This is a genomic window from Halomonas litopenaei (genome assembly GCF_003045775.1).
GTDB lineage: Bacteria > Pseudomonadota > Gammaproteobacteria > Pseudomonadales > Halomonadaceae > Halomonas > Halomonas litopenaei.
In genome coordinates, this window is record NZ_PXNS01000005.1 from 312,741 (window position 1) to 330,437 (window position 17,697).

The 17,697-nt window shown below is 63.9% G+C and carries 14 protein-coding genes, 5 tRNA genes and 1 pseudogene; 17 read left to right on the forward strand and 3 right to left on the reverse strand.

Annotated elements, in window-relative coordinates; translation table 11 throughout:
* Position 1 precedes the first annotated feature (1 nt).
* Positions 2–1,123, reverse strand: a complete 1,122-nt coding sequence (locus tag C6W88_RS10185) for an efflux RND transporter periplasmic adaptor subunit (protein ID WP_108132370.1) — start codon at positions 1,121–1,123, stop codon at positions 2–4.
* A gap of 229 nt (positions 1,124–1,352) precedes the next feature.
* Here C6W88_RS10185 and C6W88_RS10190 point away from each other — a divergent pair, with 229 nt between their 5' ends.
* From C6W88_RS10190 to nadA, 10 genes are all read left to right on the forward strand, one after another.
* Positions 1,353–3,194 (forward strand): DNA repair helicase RadD, encoded by a 1,842-nt coding sequence (locus tag C6W88_RS10190; protein ID WP_108132371.1) that lies wholly within the window; start codon positions 1,353–1,355, stop codon positions 3,192–3,194.
* Between the two features lie 247 nt (positions 3,195–3,441).
* Positions 3,442–4,521 carry a segregation and condensation protein A gene (locus C6W88_RS10195; protein ID WP_231498623.1) on the forward strand — a complete coding sequence of 360 codons (1,080 nt, stop codon included), beginning with the start codon at positions 3,442–3,444 and terminating at the stop codon, positions 4,519–4,521.
* Positions 4,518–5,480 (forward strand): SMC-Scp complex subunit ScpB, encoded by a 963-nt coding sequence (gene scpB, locus C6W88_RS10200; protein WP_108132372.1) that lies wholly within the window; start codon positions 4,518–4,520, stop codon positions 5,478–5,480. Before C6W88_RS10195 ends, scpB begins: the two co-directional genes overlap by 4 nt.
* A complete protein-coding gene (gene rluB, locus C6W88_RS10205; RefSeq protein WP_108132373.1) occupies positions 5,477–6,346 on the forward strand; it encodes a 23S rRNA pseudouridine(2605) synthase RluB in 870 nt (289 codons plus the stop codon). The genes scpB and rluB overlap by 4 nt, the downstream gene beginning before the upstream one ends.
* A gap of 69 nt (positions 6,347–6,415) precedes the next feature.
* Positions 6,416–6,491 (forward strand) — tRNA-Lys (locus tag C6W88_RS10210).
* A 41-nt stretch (positions 6,492–6,532) separates the two neighbouring features.
* A tRNA-Lys gene (locus C6W88_RS10215) sits at positions 6,533–6,608 on the forward strand.
* 41 nt (positions 6,609–6,649) lie between these two features.
* Positions 6,650–6,725: transfer RNA gene (locus C6W88_RS10220), tRNA-Lys, on the forward strand.
* Positions 6,726–6,766: 41 nt separating this feature from the next.
* Positions 6,767–6,842, forward strand: a tRNA-Lys gene (locus tag C6W88_RS10225).
* 41 nt (positions 6,843–6,883) lie between these two features.
* A tRNA-Lys gene (locus C6W88_RS10230) sits at positions 6,884–6,959 on the forward strand.
* A 482-nt stretch (positions 6,960–7,441) separates the two neighbouring features.
* The gene (nadA, locus tag C6W88_RS10235) at positions 7,442–8,470 is read left to right on the forward strand and encodes a quinolinate synthase NadA (RefSeq protein ID WP_045992009.1); all 1,029 of its coding nucleotides are present in this window, start codon (positions 7,442–7,444) and stop codon (positions 8,468–8,470) included.
* A gap of 198 nt (positions 8,471–8,668) precedes the next feature.
* Here nadA and C6W88_RS10240 read toward each other — a convergent pair whose 3' ends face one another.
* Complete coding sequence (locus tag C6W88_RS10240) at positions 8,669–10,231, reverse strand: M48 family metalloprotease (protein WP_231498604.1); 1,563 nt, start codon at positions 10,229–10,231, stop codon at positions 8,669–8,671.
* A gap of 147 nt (positions 10,232–10,378) precedes the next feature.
* Between C6W88_RS10240 and C6W88_RS10245 the strand changes: the two genes are divergently transcribed.
* The gene (locus C6W88_RS10245; RefSeq protein ID WP_045991997.1) at positions 10,379–10,621 is read left to right on the forward strand and encodes a sulfurtransferase TusA family protein; all 243 of its coding nucleotides are present in this window, start codon (positions 10,379–10,381) and stop codon (positions 10,619–10,621) included.
* Positions 10,618–11,739 carry an AI-2E family transporter gene (locus tag C6W88_RS10250; RefSeq protein ID WP_045991998.1) on the forward strand — a complete coding sequence of 374 codons (1,122 nt, stop codon included), beginning with the start codon at positions 10,618–10,620 and terminating at the stop codon, positions 11,737–11,739. The genes C6W88_RS10245 and C6W88_RS10250 overlap by 4 nt, the downstream gene beginning before the upstream one ends.
* Positions 11,740–11,833: 94 nt before the next feature.
* Here the strand turns inward: C6W88_RS10250 and C6W88_RS10255 are convergent, their stop codons facing one another.
* Complete coding sequence (locus C6W88_RS10255) at positions 11,834–12,310, reverse strand: peroxiredoxin (protein WP_045991999.1); 477 nt, start codon at positions 12,308–12,310, stop codon at positions 11,834–11,836.
* Positions 12,311–12,523: 213 nt separating this feature from the next.
* On the opposite strand from C6W88_RS10255, the gene dapA reads away from it, so the two are divergent.
* The 5 genes and pseudogenes from dapA to C6W88_RS22075 form a co-directional block, all read left to right on the forward strand.
* Positions 12,524–13,408, forward strand: a complete 885-nt coding sequence (dapA, locus tag C6W88_RS10260; RefSeq protein ID WP_045992000.1) for a 4-hydroxy-tetrahydrodipicolinate synthase — start codon at positions 12,524–12,526, stop codon at positions 13,406–13,408.
* 60 nt (positions 13,409–13,468) lie between these two features.
* A complete protein-coding gene (locus C6W88_RS10265) occupies positions 13,469–14,434 on the forward strand; it encodes an outer membrane protein assembly factor BamC (protein WP_045992001.1) in 966 nt (321 codons plus the stop codon).
* A complete protein-coding gene (locus C6W88_RS10270; RefSeq protein WP_045992002.1) occupies positions 14,434–15,231 on the forward strand; it encodes an MBL fold metallo-hydrolase in 798 nt (265 codons plus the stop codon). The genes C6W88_RS10265 and C6W88_RS10270 overlap by 1 nt, the downstream gene beginning before the upstream one ends.
* A 56-nt stretch (positions 15,232–15,287) precedes the next feature.
* The gene (gene purC, locus C6W88_RS10275; protein WP_045992003.1) at positions 15,288–16,001 is read left to right on the forward strand and encodes a phosphoribosylaminoimidazolesuccinocarboxamide synthase; all 714 of its coding nucleotides are present in this window, start codon (positions 15,288–15,290) and stop codon (positions 15,999–16,001) included.
* 1,141 nt (positions 16,002–17,142) lie between these two features.
* Positions 17,143–17,529 (forward strand): annotated as a pseudogene (locus tag C6W88_RS22075) (hypothetical protein); the annotation flags it as partial.
* Positions 17,530–17,697: the final 168 nt, after the last annotated feature.

Here is a 17,697-nt window from a genome sequence, read left to right on the forward strand (position 1 = left end):
CCTAGAGCCCCTCTTCCTGGGTCCAGGCGGTGACGCGAAGACCTTCGCGCATCAGATGGGCGCCGGCGCCGACCAGTCGGTCGCCGGCCGCCAGCTCGCCGGCGATGAAGATGCCGTCGTCGCTGGCGGTGCGGACCTCTACCGGTACCGCTTCCACCTTGCCCGAGGCTTCGTCGTCGGCGATATAGCGCCACACCACCGTGGCCTCGGGGTCGTCCTCCAGCGTGACCACGGTGCCCAGCGGCACCCGCCACAGGCCGTCGCTTTCGCCGGTCAGGGCGTTGAGGTCCATCGATACCACGGCGCTCATGCCGGCCAGCACGTAGACGTCGTCCGGCGTCGGCAGGGTCAGGGTGACGGTGTAGCTGAGGGTGCCGCTGGAGGCGCGGGTATCGTGCTCCTTGTAGCGCGCGGGGAAACGACGCTCGTCATCGCCGAAGCGCACCCAGGCAACGCTGTCGGCCTTCTTGAGGGCGGCACGCACGCGTTCCAGATCGAGCTGGCGGATCTGCTGTTCGGGCAGGTCGAAGGTCACGTCGATATTGCCGGGCTGCTGCAGCACCGCGATGGTCTGCTGGGGGGCCACCACCTGGAAATTGTCCACCGGCACGCTGGCGATGACGCCGTCGAAGGGCGCCTTCAGCTCGGTGTAGCCGAGCTGATCCTTGGCCAGGTCGAACTGGGCCTGGGCCGACAGGAAGGCCGCCCGGGCTTCATCGAAGGCGGCGCGGCTGATGGCGCCTTTTTCCAGCGAGATCTGCATGCGGCGGTAGGTCGCCAGCGCCAGGTCGTAGCTCGACTGGGCGTTGGACAAGGCGTTGCGGGCGTCGCGGTCGTCGAGCAGGGCGATACGCTCGCCACTGGTCACCGCCTGGCCGGCCTGGACGTTCAACTCCTTGAGTTCCCCGCCGATGCGAAAGGCCAGGTCGGTGCGTTCGGAGGCCTCGACCACACCGGGGTAGCGAGTCAGGGACCGATTGCCCATCTCGTCCAGGGTGAGCAGCTTGACCGGGCGGGTGACCTGCTTGGCCAGGGGCGGATCTCCCTCGGAGCAGCCCTGCAGCAGGGGCAGACCGGCAAAGACGAGCAGGGAGGCCATCTGACAGAGTTGGCGAAGCGACATGGCTGAGTCCTTGAAGACGGAGCCGCTTGACGTGCGGCGTGACTCGCCGAGGCCGGTGCCCCAGGGCTGCCCGGAGGGTGGGGGAGGGGCAGGCCCTGTTGTGGAGCATCGAGCGCTTGGCGTAGAGTGCGTCGGTTCGACGCGCAGGCGCCTATGCTACTGGCGCCGAGTGCACGCTGATGTGCCCTGGATCAATATTTGCCGAACCCTGCAGAGTAAAGGCGTCGTCATGCCCCAGACCGAGTCCCGGCTCCCGCCATCGTCGCCTCCCGCCTCCGTCAGGCCAGAACTGCGGCCCTATCAGCACGAGGCGGTGAAACGCGTCATTGGTCACTTTCGTCAGTCCGACGAGCCCGCGGTGGTGGTGTTGCCCACCGGCAGCGGCAAGTCACTGGTCATCGCCGAACTGGCCCGCCTGGCCCGGGGGCGGGTGCTGGTGCTGGCCCACGTGCGTGAGCTGGTCGAGCAGAATCACGCCAAGTACCTGGCCTACGGCCTCGAGGCGGACATCTTCAGCGCCGGACTCGGGCGCAAGGAGAGCGCCCGCCAGGTGGTGTTCGGCTCGGTGCAGTCGGTGGTCCGCCACCTGGACGCGGTAAGTGACGAGCAGAACGCCCATGGACCCTTCACCCTGCTGGTGATCGACGAGTGCCACCGGGTATCGCTGGACGCGGACTCCTCCTATCGGCGGGTCATCGACCATCTGCGTTCTCGCAATCCTTCGCTCAAGGTACTGGGTTTGACCGCGACCCCCTATCGGCTGGGCCAGGGCTTCATCTACCACCGCCACCACCACGGCATGGTGCGCGGTGACGCGGACAGCTTCTTTGGCGACTGCGTGTTCGAGCAGCCGCTGCGGCTGATGGTGCGCCAGGGCTATCTGGCAAGCCCGCTTAAGGTGGATGCGGCGGTGGCCCGCTACGACTTCTCACAACTGGCGCCGGGAACCGGCGGGCTATATCGCGAGGAAGAGCTCAATCGCGTGGTGGCCGGGCACCGGGCCACGCCGGGCATCATCGCCGAGGTGATCGAGCGGGCGCGGCAGCGCGAGGGCGTCATGCTGTTTGCGGCAAGCGTGGCCCACGCCGAGGAGATTCTCGGCTATCTGCCGGCACAGGCCTCGGCACTGATCACCGGCGATACCGACAGTGACGAGCGCACCCGGCTGATCGAGGATTTCAAGGCGAAACGGCTCAAGTACCTGGTCAACGTCTCGGTGCTGACCACTGGCTTCGATGCGCCCCATGTGGACCTGATCGCGATCCTCAGGCCCACCGAGTCCGTCGGCCTGTACCAGCAGATCGTCGGGCGAGGGCTCAGGCTCTCGCCCGGCAAGCGCGACTGTCTGATCCTCGACTACGCCGGCAATCCCTGGGACCTGTATGCGCCGGAGGTGGGCAGTCCGCGGCCGGACAGCGACAGCGAGCCGGTGCAGGTGCCCTGTCCGCTGTGTGGCCACGCCAACCTGTTCTGGGGCAAGCGCGACGGCGAGCTGGTGATCGAACACTTCGGCCGTCGCTGCCAGGGCCTGGTCGACGCCGAAGGCAGGGCGCTGGCCGCCGCCGAGCCAGGGGCGCGCCAGTGCGACTTTCGTTTTCGCTTCAAGACCTGCGGTGACTGCGGCGCCGAGAACGATATCGCCGCCCGACGCTGCCATGGGTGCCAGACGCTGCTGGTGGACGCCGATGACAAGCTGCGCGAGGCATTGAAGCTCAAGGACGCCAGGGTACTGCGGGTCAGCGGCATGCTGCTCGAGCCCACCGTCAATGGGCGGGGGCTGCCGCGGCTCAAGGTCACCTACCATGATGAGGATGGCGCCACCCTGGCCGAGTGGTTCGCACTGGAGACGCCCGCCCAGCGGCGGGCCTTCGAGGCGGTGTTTCTGCGTGATCACGCCCGGGCGCCCGGTGTGCCCTGGTCGCCGACGTCACCCGATCAGGTATGTCGCGAGCAGCAAAGGCTCAGGGCCCCGGATTTCGTGGTCGGGCGCAAGGTGGGGCGTCACTGGCAGGTGCGTGAAAAGCTGTTCGACTATCGCGGCCGCTATCGCACCGCCGACAGCGCCGCCTGAAGTGCCGCCTGAAGTGCCGACTGAAGCACCGACCGGGCCTCGCTGATTTAGCCAGATCGCGCGGAGCTTGATAGACTGGGGGATTGGTGGCGCCTCGGTCCAAGCGGCCGCATCCTCCCTTGTTCATCGTAACCACTACCATGGCAACCCAGGTCCCCCACGCGTGAGCGACTCGCCGACGACACAACAACCCCAGGGTGGGACTGACGAGGAAGGTGCAGCGACTCGGCCTGACACCGAGGGCGATTTGCAGGCCCAGGCCGGTGCTGCCCCTCACGCCGAGGTCGAAGCCCACGCCCAGGTGCTGGGACGCCTGTTCGATGAGCCGATCACCGAGCTGCCCGAGGATCTGTACATTCCCCCGGAGGCGCTCAGGGTCTTTCTCGAGACCTTCGAGGGACCGCTTGACCTGCTGCTCTATCTGATTCGCCGGCAGAATCTGGATATCCTGTCGATCAATGTGGCCGCCATCACCCACCAGTACATCGAGTACGTGGAACTGATGAAGGCCATGGAAATCGAACTGGCCGGCGAGTACCTGCTGATGGCGGCGATGCTGGCCGAGATCAAGTCGCGCACCCTGCTGCCGCGCCCGCCCAGGAGCGAGGACGGTGACGAGGACGAAGACCCCCGCGCCGAGCTGATTCGCCGCCTGCAGGAGTACGAGCGGCTCAAGCTCGCCGCCGAGGCCCTGGCGGAGTTGCCCCGGGTTGGACGTGACTGGTTTCCTGCCCGGGCGGCGCTGCCCCCGGTGGAGGCCCGGGTCATCCACCCGGACGTCGAGCTCGATGAATTGCTTGGCGCACTGGCCGGCATTCTGCGCCGGGCCGAACTCAACCAGGCCCACCAGATCGAAAGTGAAGTGCTGTCGACCCGGGAGCGCATGCTGGCGATCATGGAGCGCCTGACCCATGAGCACTACACCCCCTTCGAGGCGCTGTTCTCGCTTGATGAGGGCAGGGCCGGGGTGGTGGTGACCTTTATGGCGATCCTGGAACTGGCCAAGGAGGCGATGATCGAAATCGTCCAGAATGCGCCGATGTCACCGATCCACGTCAGGGCGAGGTTGGCCGAGGACGGCGACGAAGATCCGTACGAAGGGCTTGAGGACGAGGGCGAGAGCGCCTTCGACGACGAAACCTTCGACGACGAAACCTTCGGCGATACCTTTGGTGATGCCTTGGATGATGCCTTTGATGATAGTGCCGCTGAGGACAGCGCTATAGACGACGAGGCGGGCGACGACAGCGCCTTCGATGATGCCGGTGAACCGGATAGGCGTATCGGTCAGTCGGTTGACAAGACACAGGGAGATGAGCCCGCATGAGCGTGATGGAGACGCCCGATGCGTTGGACGACATCGTAGAGGCGGCGCTGCTGGCCGCCGGCCAACCGCTGGCGCTGGACCGCCTCGAACAGCTGTTCGATGAACACGAGCGCCCGCCGCGACGGGCGCTCAAGGAAGCGCTGGAGCGATTGTCCGAGCGTCACCTCAGAGGCGCCATGGAGCTGATCGAGACCGCCTCCGGGTACCAGCTGCGCATTCGCCCGCGGCTGGCCAACTGGGTCGCCCGGTTGTGGGATGAACGCCCCCAGCGCTATTCCCGGGCGCTGCTGGAGACGCTGGCGCTGATCGCCTATCGTCAGCCGGTGACCCGGGGCGATATCGAGGAGGTCCGCGGGGTCACGGTGAGCGGCTCGATCATGCGCACCCTGCTCGATCGTGGCTGGATTCGCGTGGTAGGGCACCGAGACGTGCCGGGACGCCCGGCGGTGTTCGCCACCACCCGTGGCTTTCTGGACGATTTCGGGCTCAAGACCCTCGACGAACTTCCGCCGATGCACGAGCTCAAGCAGTTCGAGCAGTTCGACACCGAGGACGAGCCACCGCCTCCGCCCTCGGCGCTGCTGGCCCAGGCCGACGAGCCGCTGGACGACGATGGTGAGACCGCCGAGGGTGACACCGCTGAAGGTGAACCCGCTGAAGCTGGAAGCGCTGAAGAGGGAACCGAAAGAGGCGAGACCGAGGAAGGCGAGGCATCATCGCCCGATAAGGATGAAGTGACGGCTTCCCGCGAGGAAGCCGAGACGACGGCGGGCCAAACGCCCGACGTCAATGAACCGACGGCCGGGACGGCCGACGACGAGCACGCCGGGATGGCGTCCGAACGGGCTCGCCTGAGCTTTGCCGATCTGGAAGCCAGGCTGTCCGAACGCGCCCGGGGCCGCGTCGATGATGACGCTGCCTCGGGGGTGGAACCCACAGAGAGTGAGAACGACGAATGACGACCACCAGCGAAAAACTGCAGAAGGTGCTGGCGCGTGCCGGCCTAGGATCCCGCCGGGAGATGGAGGCCGCCATCGCCGATGGCCGGGTCAAGGTCAACGGCAGCGTGGCGACCCTGGGCGACCGAGTGGAGGCCCGTGACCGGGTCAGTTTCGATGACCGACCGATCACCCTGCGCGCCGCCGAAGAGGTGCCAAGGCGGGTGATCATGTACAACAAGCCCGAGGGCGAGCTGTGCACGCGCAAGGATCCAGAGGGGCGGCGTACGGTATTCGACCGCCTGCCGCGCCTCAAGGGCGAGCGCTGGATCGCGATTGGCCGCCTGGACATCAACACCAGCGGGCTGTTGCTGTTCACAACCGACGGCGAGCTGGCCAATCGGCTGATGCATCCTTCCACCGAGATCGAGCGCGAATACGCGGTGCGAGTCATGGGGGAGGTCAAACGTGAGCACGTGGTGGCCATGGTCGAAGGCGTGATGCTCGAGGATGGCCCGGCACGCTTCAGCGACGTCCAGGAGTTCGGTGGCGAGGGCATCAACACCTGGTTCCACGTGGTCATCATGGAAGGCCGTAACCGCGAGGTCAGGCGTCTGTGGGAGTCCCAGGGGCTGACCGTCAGTCGCCTCAAGCGGGTCCGCTACGGCAATATCTTCCTCGACAAGCGGGCCAAGGCCGGCGAGTGGACCGAGCTTTCCCAGGACGAGGTCGACGACCTGGCCGGACTGGCGGGACTCGAATCGCGCAAGGTGCCTGAGTTGACGCCGGACGAGAAGAATCGCTGGAGCCGCGACAAGAACAAGCGTCGCCCGGTGCACACGATGAAGCGTGGCGGCAAGCCGGATCGCGGCGACAAGAAGCGCTAAAGATACGGTAATCGAAAAAAACACTTGCGTCGAAAGGGGCATATCCGTAATATCTGCACCCGTTCGGAAGGGTCGTTAGCTCAGTTGGTAGAGCAGTTGGCTTTTAACCAATTGGTCGTAGGTTCGAATCCTACACGACCCACCATCCGAACCTGTGCATGGTCAGGACGATGTCCTGTCATGATCGGGTCGTTAGCTCAGTTGGTAGAGCAGTTGGCTTTTAACCAATTGGTCGTAGGTTCGAATCCTACACGACCCACCATCCGAACCTGTGCATGGTCAGGACGATGTCCTGTCATGATCGGGTCGTTAGCTCAGTTGGTAGAGCAGTTGGCTTTTAACCAATTGGTCGTAGGTTCGAATCCTACACGACCCACCATCCGAACCTGTGCATGGTCAGGACGATGTCCTGTCATGATCGGGTCGTTAGCTCAGTTGGTAGAGCAGTTGGCTTTTAACCAATTGGTCGTAGGTTCGAATCCTACACGACCCACCATCCGAACCTGTGCATGGTCAGGACGATGTCCTGTCATGATCGGGTCGTTAGCTCAGTTGGTAGAGCAGTTGGCTTTTAACCAATTGGTCGTAGGTTCGAATCCTACACGACCCACCAGATTCACGGCCCCCGCTGCTTGCAGCGGGGGCCGTTTTTCGTGTGCGCAGTCCGCGGTTAGAGCCGCCGCCGCAGCCACGACGGCGCTGTCAGCCTGAGCAGGCCGTTCCTCAAGCGACGCCAGTACGCCGAGCCGAAGGCTTCGAGCCGATGGCATCGTGTCGGCAGGAAGTCGAGAACAGGTATGCCGCAGGCGCAATCTTGCGCCGATGCCATGCGTGGAGACTCGGCATAACCGTCCGCCTGCGTTAAACTGTCAAGTGACTCGCCGCTGCGATAGACGCATGGGCGAGGGAGAGAACCACCGGCAGCGGGTCTGGAACGGCAGTGACGCCTTTCCAGCGCCGCATCAGGAGTCGCCGCTGGCGCTATCGGCGCCGGGCTCCACGCTCGAGGGTTCTCCTGGCGTGTCGCCGAACGGAGCGTTCGCGGCACTGTCCCATCAGCAGGGGGATCCCCTGTCGATCACAGTGGTAGACACGATGACGATCATGACTTCTCGCGCCGAGATCAGAGAGCATCTCGCGCGCCCGTACTGCCCTACCCGTATTCCCTCGGAAGACGCTGCGCGCGTCGAAGAGATCAAGCGCCTGCTCAAGGCTCACAATGCCGTACTGGTGGCGCACTACTACACCGATGACGCTATCCAGCAGCTGGCCGAAGAGACCGGCGGCTGTGTCGCCGATTCGCTGGAGATGGCGCGCTTCGGTGCACGCCACGAGGCCGATACGCTGGTGGTGGCCGGCGTGCGCTTCATGGGCGAGACCGCCAAGATCCTGTCACCGGAAAAGCGCGTGCTGATGCCGACCCTGGAGGCCACCTGCTCGCTGGACGTGGGTTGCCCGGAGGACGAGTTCGCGGCCTTCTGCGACGCCCATCCGGATCGCACCGTGGTGGTCTATGCCAACACCTCGGCGGCGGTCAAGGCGCGTGCCGATTGGGTGGTTACGTCCTCCATCGCGGTGGACGTCATCGAGCACCTCAAGGCCAGGGGCGAGAAGATCCTGTGGGCCCCGGACAAGCACCTGGGCGGCTATATCCAGAAGCAGACCGGCGCCGACATGCTGTTGTGGGACGGCGCCTGCATCGTCCACGAGGAGTTCAAGGCCAAGGGGGTCGAGGACCTCAAGTCGGTCTATCCGGACGCCGCCGTACTGGTGCACCCGGAGTCGCCCGAAGCGGTGGTCAGTCTGGCCGACGTCGCCGGTTCCACCTCCCAGTTGATCAAGGCGGCCAAGGAGCTGCCCAACGAGCAGCTGATCGTCGCCACCGATCGCGGCATCTTCTTCAAGATGCAGCAGGCGGTGCCCGACAAGACCCTGTTCGAGGCCCCGACGGCGGGCAATGGCGCGACCTGTCGAAGCTGCGCCCACTGCCCGTGGATGGCGATGAATGCCCTGGACAATCTGGCCGCCGCGCTGCGAGAGGGCAGCGGTGAAATCCAGGTCAGCGACGCCCTGCGCACCCAGGCGCTGAAGCCGCTGACGCGTATGCTGGAGTTTCAGGCCTGAGGCCAGCCGTTACTTTTCCTGGTGACACCCCGCGCCCACGAGCCCACGCCCACGAGAGAGTCTCGTGGGCGCTTTTGTTCCTGGGCCGAGTCGTCTGTGGGCTGGCGGGCCTGAGCGTTGCGTCGCCTGAGCACTGTGTCGCCTGAGCACGGTGTCGTCGCCGCGCCCGTCGCTGTCGGGCCCAGCGGAACTTCCGGCTCAGCGAAATTTCTCCATGGTCCGGCGGTAGTCGAGGAAGGCGTCTCGACGACGCTGAATGCTTGACCTGGCGTTGAGGTCGCCTTCGCGCTCGGCCATTGCCTCGGCGACCTCCAGCTGGCGAATGGCGCGATCGATCTCACCGGTCAGCTGCAGTTGCTCGGCTCTGGCCAGATGGCCCCAGGCTTCGCGGCCACTGCGCCCGGCGGCTTCCGCCAGCAGCCCGAACACGGTGGGGTCCTCGGGACGGCGCTGGGCCAGTTCGTGGAGTTCCCGGTAGGCCGCGTCGGGGTCGCGCTGCAAGAGCGCCTCGCCCAGCAGCTGGCTGGTCGGTGGGTAGCCTGGCATCAGGCGCAACTGACGCCGGGCACGCTCGATGGCCTCGTCGACGCGCCCGCCTTCCAGCGCCACCTGGACGGCGCTGGCGGGCAGCAGGGCGGTATCCGGGTGGGCCCGTGCCAGGCCGTCGAGCGTATTCAGTGCCGAGCCGGTCTGGCCGGCTCGGGCGTCGATCAGCGCCTGCAGATAGCGCTGGGCGTCCGCCGGCGCCTGGTCCTGGCGCATCACCGTCATCGCCTGGCCGGGCGCACGCTCGTGGATCGCCAGCAGTGCCCGGGCACGGATGAACTGGTACTGCAGTTCATCCGGTGCCGAGCCCGTCACCCGGGTCTGGTTGACCCTGGCCTGGGTGTCGCTGATGCGTGATTCGGTGATCGGGTGGGTCAGCAGGAATTCCGGCGGAGTGCCGCCCTGGAGGCTCATCAGGCGTTGCATGGAGCGAAACATGTCGACCATCGCCTGGGGTTCGTAGCCGGCGCTGGCCATGGCCTGCAGGCCGATGCGGTCGGCCTCTTCCTCGTAGCGACGCGAGTAGCGCAGCTGGTCCTGGATCATCGCCGCCTGGCTGCCGGCCAGGGCCGCGATGCCGGCGTCACCGGCGCCACTGGCGGCCAGGATCAGGCCCGCCAGCATGGTGGCCATGGCCGGCACCTGAGTCTGCTCGGCGCGGGCCTTGCTACGGGCATAGTGGCGTTGTGACAGGTGGCCGAGCTCGTGGGCCAGCACCGAGGCCACCTCGGCTTCCTGGTCGGCAAAGGCGAACAGCCCGGTGTTGACGCCGACCACGCCGCCGGGGACGGCGAAGGCGTTCAAGGTCTTGTTGTCGACCAGGGTGATGGTGGTGTTGATGCCTCCCAGGTCGCTGTAGGGCACCAGACGGCCGACCAGTGTCTCCACATAGTGCTGGGCCAGGGGGTCGCGCCATTCCGGCACGTGGGCGCGAAACTGGCGTAGCCAGGCACGTCCAAGGCGGGTTTCCTCGCCGCTGATGGCGTTGCTGCCGGTGGACATCAGCGATGGCAGGTTCAGCTCCCTCGGCTGATCGAGCAGGGTGCCCTGGTCCAGATACTGGGCCTGTGCCGTGGTGGCGTTCAGGCTCAACGCAAGCGTCGACGCCAGGGCCAGGGCCGGCATCGGGCGCCAGCGGCCGCGATGCCAAGGCAATGCCTGACGGCGTGCCCGCGCGGGGCGAGCGGTGACGGCAAACAGCGTGCGCTTGGGCATCGAAATCCTCATCGATAGCGTTGGAGGGGGTTGCCTTGGGACATTGATTCAGCCGGAAAAGTGCCTTTAAATCGCAAGGGCTCGCCCCTCGGGGCAACGGCGCTGCGATGTGCAGCGATCCGATATCGCATTCTCTCGGGAGAGATCATGGCAGTGCAACCTGACGATGTGCTAGATGCGTGCGGACTTCCGTGTCCGCTGCCGCTGCTCAAGGCGAAGCAGGCGCTGTCGCGCCTGTCGCCTGGGCAGGTGCTGGAGGTCAGGGCCACCGACGCCGGTTCCTGGCGAGACTTTGAAAGCTTTGCCGAGCACAGCGCCCACGTGCTGGAAGGGCGTGAAGAACGCGACAAGGTCTATGTCTACTGGTTGCGCAAGGCGGGTGATGCATGAGTCTGCGTAGCGTATTTCGTGGCTGGGTCGATCACTACTTCTCCGATGAAGAGGCGGTGCTGCTGCTGGTGTTGCTGGTGGTGGGGCTGGCGGTGGTGATCTGGCTTGGCCAGATGCTGGCGCCCTTTCTCACCGCGCTGGTGGTGGCCTTTCTGCTCCAGGGCGCGGTCAACGCCCTGACGCGACGCAAGGTGCCACACCTGGTGGCGGTCATGACGGTCTTTCTGGCCTTTGTCGGGGTGCTGCTGGCGTTGGCGCTGATCCTGCTGCCGTTGATCTGGAACCAGCTCGCCAGCCTGATCCAGGAAGCGCCGCGGATGTTTGCTGCCGGCCAGCAGATGCTGGACGACCTGCAGATGAGCTACCCCCAGCTGATCACTCCGGACCTGGTCCAGGACTGGATCGCCGTGCTCAGCCGCGAGGCGACCCAATTGAGCCAGCGTGCGCTGACGCTGTCGCTGGCGTCGCTCGGCAATGTGCTGGGACTGCTCATCTACCTGGTACTGGTGCCGATCCTGGTGCTGTTCATGCTCAAGGACCGTGACCGTCTGGTGGGCTTTACCGTGTCGCTTTTGCCGGCCAAGCGTGACCTGATGACCCGGGTGTGGAAGGAGATGGACTGCCAGATCGCCAACTATGTGCGCGGCAAGGCCACCGAGATCGTCATCGTCGGTAGTGTGACCTTCTTCACCTTCGCCTTCTTTGGCCTTCCCTATTCGGCGCTGCTGGCGGTACTGGTGGGTTTTTCGGTGCTGGTGCCCTACATCGGCGCCGCGGTTGCGACACTGCCGGTGGCGGCGGTGGCGGGCTTTCACTTCGGACTGGGCGACCAGTTTCTCTATGTGATCGTCGCCTACGGCGTGATCCAGGCGCTGGACGGCAACGTGCTGGTGCCGGTGCTGTTCTCCGAGGCGGTCAATCTGCACCCGGTGTCGATCATCCTGGCGGTGCTGTTCTTCGGCGGCGTCTGGGGCTTCTGGGGGGTGTTCTTCGCGATCCCGCTGGCGACCCTGTTGAAGGCGCTGGTCTATGCCTGGCCTCGCGGGATCAAGGAGCGCAGCATGGCAAGGTTGCCGCCCCACTCTGACGCAGGTACAGGGACCGGCACCGACGGCTGAGCCCTGCTCTCTAGGCGAAACACAATGCCCGGCCAATGGCCGGGCATTCGTTCTTTGCCGGGGAGGACGAGGCTTGCATCCGTGGGCCGGCGTGTCAGGACTGGGCGTGCAGTTCGCGGGCGGCTTCCAGCACTTCTTCCACGTGGCCCTTGACCTTGACCTTGCGCCACTCCCTGGCCAGGCGACCTTCGCTGTCGATCAGGAAGGTGCTGCGCTCGATACCCAGGTGCTCCTTGCCGTAGAGCTTCTTGAGCTTGATGACGTCGAACAGGCCACACACGGCTTCGTCCTTGTCTGATATCAGCTCGAAATTGAAGCCCTGCTTGGCCTTGAAGTTTTCCTGGGCACGGATGCCGTCACGGGAGACGCCGATGACCACGGTGTTGGCGCCGTCGAAGTCTGCCTTGTGGTCACGAAAGTCGCCGCCCTCGGTGGTACAGCCGGGGGTGCTGGCCTTGGGGTAGAAGTAGATCACCACCTGGCGACCGCGCAGTTGCGACAGGGTGATGGTGTTGTCGCCGGTGGCGCTGGCGCTGAAGTCGGGGACCGGCTCGCCGATGGACACTGTCATGGTGGCTCCAGAATCGCAAAAATAGGCGTCCGATTACACGCAATGACGCTCTTCATGTAAAGACGCGGCTGTACAGGATATGGCCGCCTGAGTACCATTTGTGCTCTGGTCACGACCACGCTTCCCCGGGTCGCGACCCCCTTGGCCACATTCGTTCACCCCGACCGCCATCGTCAGGGTCGCGGGAGGGCAGACAACAGAGGAACAACGAGGATGATCACGGGCAGTATTGTCGCCTTGGCGACACCGATGAAGGCCAACGGCGATATCGACTGGGAAGTGTTGCGCAAACTGGTGAATTTCCACCTCGACAATGGCACAGACGCCATCGTGGCGGCGGGTACCACCGGTGAGCCCACCACCATGACCTTCGCCGAGCACTTCGACGTGATTCGCAGCGTGGTCGAAGAGGTCAATGGCCGCATTCCCGTCATCGCCGGCACCGGCTCCAACAACACCACCGAGGCGGTGGAGCTGACCCGCTACGCCAAGGAAGTGGGGGCCGACTACTGCCTGACCGTGGCGCCTTACTACAACAAGCCGACCCAGGAAGGTTTGTATCAGCATTTCAAGGTGATCGCCGAGACCAGTGATCTGCCGGTGATCCTGTACAACGTGCCGGGACGTACCTGTTCGGACATCTACAACGAGACCGTGCTGCGTCTGGCCGAGGTCGACAACATCATCGGCCTCAAGGATGCCACCGGCAACCTGGAGCGCGCCGAGGACCTGATCGAACGTCTCAAGGGCAGCGACTTCATGCTCTACTCCGGCGATGACGCCACCGCCTGCGACTTCATGCTGATGGGCGGTCATGGCGATATCTCGGTGACCGCCAATGTGGCGCCGAAGGCCATGCACGAGTTGTGCGCCGCCGCCGTGGCCGGTGAAAGCGACAAGGCTCACCAGATCAACACCCGGCTTCTACCCCTGCATACCAACCTGGGCATCGAGGCCAATCCTATCCCCGTCAAGTGGGCGCTCAACCGCATGGGTATCATCGAGCCCGGCATCCGCCTGCCGTTGACCTGGCTGAGCGAGAAGTATCACTCCACCATCAGCGAAGCCCTGCAGCTGGCAGGACTGATCGAGGACTGACGCCTGAACCGTGCCTCCGGTCGTGATGTCGTGGACCCAATTTTCAATCAAGGTGGATGCATGAATTCTGCGCTTAAAGGACTGCCGCTGGCGATGATCGCGGCCCTGACCCTGGCCGGCTGTGCCAAGGACGGTCACTATCACGATCGCAACGAGGATTACGCGGGCGCCCGTCAGGCGGCTCCGCTGACCCTCCCCGGCAGCCGCGACCAGAGCCGCTATCGCGATATCATGCCGGTGCCTCAGGCTCGCGGGGACTTCTACGCCCGCGAGGGAGACTTCGCCGCGCCCTTGCCCCAGACGCTGTCTGCCAGCACCGCGGTGGCCGCCGGTGACGTGGCGGTGCGCGAGACCGACGCCGATCGCTGGCTGGTGGTAGGGGCCGCGCCCGCGGTGGTTTGGCCGGAGCTCGAGCGCTTCGTCGAACAGCGCGGCCTGGAGATCACCCGCAGCGACAGCGCCAGCGGTGTCATCGAGACCTCCGACGCCAGCCTGGTACTGCGCCAGGGCCTCAGGTCGGGCACCAGTGAGGTGCGCTGTGATACCGCGGGCCAGCTCAACCGGCTGTGCCTGAACTCTCTGCAGCGTCACTTTGAAGCGCGTAGCGCCTCGGCCAGCATCGCCTCGGCGTCGGCCCAGCAGACCCCCGAAGCCGACAGCGTTCGCTTCGAGCCCCGCGGCGATGACTGGGTGATGGTGATGCCCTTCGACATCGAGCGGGCCTACGCCGAGCTCGCCTTCCAGCTCGAGAACAACTTCGAGATGGAAGATCGCCGCGAGCTGGTCTCCGTGGATGAAAGCGGCAAGCGCTTCGTGATCGACTACATCACCGAGAGCGAGCGTACCCGTGGCTTCATCGACTCCTTGACCTCGATGGATCTGCTTGAGTCGATGCAACGCATCGAGCTCAGGTTGTCGCCTCAGGGCCAGGAAACCCTGATGGAGGCACGTAGCGCCGACGACGAGCCGCTTTCCGGCGATGACCAGCGTGAGCTGCTGCAGCGCATGGAGGGCTTGCTGCGCTGATGAGCGTCGGGCATGCCAATGGTTCCCGGGGAGGCTTGCGTTTCGCCTCCCTGGGCAGCGGAAGCAAGGGCAACGCCACCCTGGTCAGCGACGGCGAGTCGATGTTGCTGGTGGACTGCGGTTTCGGTCTCAAGGAGGCAGAACGCCGGCTGGCGCGGCTGGGTGTCCATCCGCGTCAGCTCGATGCCTTGCTGGTCACCCACGAGCATGGCGACCATGTGCGTGGCATCGGCCCCCTGGCCCGTCGCTATGACCTGCCGGTACACCTGACCCCGGGCACCTGGCTGTCCGGCAAGCTCGGCCGGCTCCCCAGGACCCACTGGATCACCCCTCAGTCGCGTTTTGCCATCAAGGGACTCGACGTCGACGCCATCACGGTGCCCCACGACGCCCGAGAGCCGGTGCAGTTTCGTATCGCCGCAGGTGACAGGAAGCTGGGGCTGCTGACCGACCTGGGCCACCCCAGCGAACACGTGCGCCAGGCCTTCCGTGGCTGCGATGCCCTCGTGCTCGAGTGCAATCATGACGTGCGCATGCTGGCTGAAGGCCCCTATCCGCCCAGTCTCAAGCGCCGTGTCGGCGGACGTTGGGGGCACCTGGCCAATGGCCAGGCTGCGGCGCTGTTGACCGAACTGGGGCTGGATCGGCTGCAGCGTATCGTCTGCTCCCACCTGTCGGAGCATAATAACCGCCCCGAACTCGCTCTGGAGGCATTGACGCCTCTGCTGGATGGCGACGAGACCCGCCTGACCGTGGCTGCCCAGGATGACGGCCTGGATTGGCAAGCGATTCACTGATTCAGGACCCTGGTCCTGCTTGAACCCCTTTTTTTGATTTGCCTGTGGAGGCACCCATGGAAAAGCGCGAAGAACTCTATGCCGGCAAGGCCAAGTCGGTCTATGCCACCGATGACCCGGATCGTCTGATCCTGCACTTTCGTGACGACACCAGCGCCTTCGACGGACGCCGCATGGAGTCGCTCGAGCGCAAGGGTATGGTCAACAACCGCTTCAATGCCTTCATCATGGCCAAGCTGGAAGAGGCCGGCATCCCCACCCACGTGGAAGAGCTGCTGTCGCCCACCGAGTGCGTGGTCAAGAAGCTCGACATGATTCCGGTGGAGTGCGTGGTGCGCAACATCGCCGCCGGTAGTCTGGTCAAGCGTCTCGGCGTCAAGGAAGGCGAGCCGCTGACACCGCCGACCTTCGAGCTGTTTCTGAAAAACGACGAGCTCCACGACCCCATGGTCAACGAGTCCCTGGCCGAAAGCTTCGGTTGGGCCAGCGCCGAGCAGTTGGCCGAGATGAAGGCGCTGACCTTCAAGGTCAACGAGGTGCTCAAGCAGCTGTTCGCCGACGGCGGCATGCTGCTGGTGGACTACAAGCTCGAGTTCGGCGTATTCCACGGCAAGATCGTGCTGGGTGATGAATTCTCGCCGGACGGCTGCCGCCTGTGGGACGCCAAGACCCGCGAAAAGCTCGACAAGGATCGCTTCCGCCAGGGGCTGGGCAGCGTCATCGAGTCCTACGAGGAAGTCGGCCGTCGTATCGGCATCGATTTCAGCTGACAGCCGCTTGCCGGCACTGGTCTGCGCTGACTGCCGCAAGGGCATGATGCAACGACGGTGGTGCAAGTGGTGATAACGCCGAAAGCATGTAGAGGATCGCCCGGGCCTGGCCCGGGCGATCTGCTTTTCGCTGCCCACGTCTGTACCGATGCCTTGGCTCCCACGAGTGAATGAAGTTCCTGGCGCTACGCTGATATTGGGTACTGGGAAGTGTCGACTCGGATAGGTGTGCGGCAACGTTATTCGCATTCCCGCGAGTCCTGAAACCCCCTGTGCCTGGTGTGGCTGCGTCTAACCGCAGTACAACACCTTCCTTTGCACTGAGCTGTCGGGAAAATTCCTGTTTATTTGACCATCGCTCGTCAGTTTTTGATGGCACCTGGCTATGGCTGGGGGGAAAGATGAATCTCATCAGTGCCCGTACAGCTTCTGAAGCGGACCGTCAGTTTTTGTGCTTTATTTGGCGCGCCTTGCGCCAATTACAAGCAAGAAATGATCTGTGTCACATTTAAAAATGGAAGTGACGACACTGCGCGTGTAGATTTTTTTAATCATGTTTCTTTTCGAAAGTTTTGTTTAAAGAAGTCGGGTTTCTGCACGCTATTGGTTTTTTGATTCGTTTTTCTGTTTTCAGGATTTTTATAAGAGGGTTTTGGGTGGTTGAAGATGGATTTCGGATGAAAGTGAGTGTTTTGGTGGCGCACGAAAATGTCACCTAAGTATTGGTGGCAAGGAGGTCGGAGTGAGTGAATTGGATGGCCGTACTTTTTTGTTCGTTAACTCGCTCAAAACAGCAAGAAGTGGGACAAAAAGCGTTTTTATCACCTGTATCCTGATGTCTCTATCGGCTGTCACGCCTGGGCTGGGGTCGAGTAAAGCGGAGGCTGGCCCCCTCGTTGATGACTGTCCGACGGTGGCAGGTGAAGTCGGCAACATAGCGTCAGAGGAGGCAATGATACCTCTGACGTCACCGACTAAAGATAGATGCGTCATGCCTGGTGAGACGTCGACGCCTGCCGACAAGCCTGAACAGTTTGTCGTCAATCGTTATCTGGCGCCGGTGGGCATCCAGCCCGCTGCGGGAGCATCTGCCATCCATATAGGCACCGGTGCCGTTGGCGATGGTGATGCCTCTATCGCGATGGGCTACTATGCGACCACGAGTACGGCGGCAGATTCTGGTATTGCCCTGGGCGATCAGGCTGTTACCAGCGGTTTGGCCGGTGTCTCGATCGGGCGTGGGGCCTACGTGACAAGCAAGAATGGCGTTGCTATCGGTGGCGGGGCACTGTCTAGCGGCACGGTCGCTCGATTAAACGGCGCACAAGCGAAAGGTGTGAACGCCATTGCCATTGGCGGAGACCTGACCGGAGGGTCCGTTGCCAGCGCCACCTCGAGTCTTGCTATTGGCGCAAAGGCGACCTCCAGTGCGACCAATGCGACGTCACTTGGTGCCACGGCTAAAGCGACAGGCGGCCACTCCACGGCACTGGGATCAGGCAGTGTTGCCAACGGCGCGAAAAGTGTCAGTGTTGGCCATCTCAACGTTTCCAATGGCGACAATAGCCTTGCATTGGGTGAGAGCAACTCCACATCGACAGGCGCCAAGAACGCGATTGCCATTGGTACTTCCAACAAGATCGAAGGCGCATCGACATATGCGTCTGCGATTGGTCTCAACAATACCGTTCAAGGC

Excerpts from the sequence above, each read along its gene's own strand:
- C6W88_RS10185 (WP_108132370.1), bottom strand. The coding sequence starts at position 1,123 with ATGTCGCTTCGCCAACTCTGTCAGATGGCCTCCCTGCTCGTCTTTGCC.
- C6W88_RS10190 (WP_108132371.1), top strand. The coding sequence starts at position 1,353 with ATGCCCCAGACCGAGTCCCGGCTCCCGCCATCGTCGCCTCCCGCCTCC.
- scpB (WP_108132372.1), top strand. The coding sequence starts at position 4,518 with ATGAGCGTGATGGAGACGCCCGATGCGTTGGACGACATCGTAGAGGCG.
- rluB (WP_108132373.1), top strand. The coding sequence starts at position 5,477 with ATGACGACCACCAGCGAAAAACTGCAGAAGGTGCTGGCGCGTGCCGGC.
- nadA (WP_045992009.1), top strand. The coding sequence starts at position 7,442 with ATGACGATCATGACTTCTCGCGCCGAGATCAGAGAGCATCTCGCGCGC.
- C6W88_RS10240 (WP_231498604.1), bottom strand. The coding sequence starts at position 10,231 with ATGCCCAAGCGCACGCTGTTTGCCGTCACCGCTCGCCCCGCGCGGGCA.
- C6W88_RS10245 (WP_045991997.1), top strand. The coding sequence starts at position 10,379 with ATGGCAGTGCAACCTGACGATGTGCTAGATGCGTGCGGACTTCCGTGT.
- C6W88_RS10250 (WP_045991998.1), top strand. The coding sequence starts at position 10,618 with ATGAGTCTGCGTAGCGTATTTCGTGGCTGGGTCGATCACTACTTCTCC.
- C6W88_RS10255 (WP_045991999.1), bottom strand. The coding sequence starts at position 12,310 with ATGACAGTGTCCATCGGCGAGCCGGTCCCCGACTTCAGCGCCAGCGCC.
- dapA (WP_045992000.1), top strand. The coding sequence starts at position 12,524 with ATGATCACGGGCAGTATTGTCGCCTTGGCGACACCGATGAAGGCCAAC.
- C6W88_RS10265 (WP_045992001.1), top strand. The coding sequence starts at position 13,469 with ATGAATTCTGCGCTTAAAGGACTGCCGCTGGCGATGATCGCGGCCCTG.
- C6W88_RS10270 (WP_045992002.1), top strand. The coding sequence starts at position 14,434 with ATGAGCGTCGGGCATGCCAATGGTTCCCGGGGAGGCTTGCGTTTCGCC.
- purC (WP_045992003.1), top strand. The coding sequence starts at position 15,288 with ATGGAAAAGCGCGAAGAACTCTATGCCGGCAAGGCCAAGTCGGTCTAT.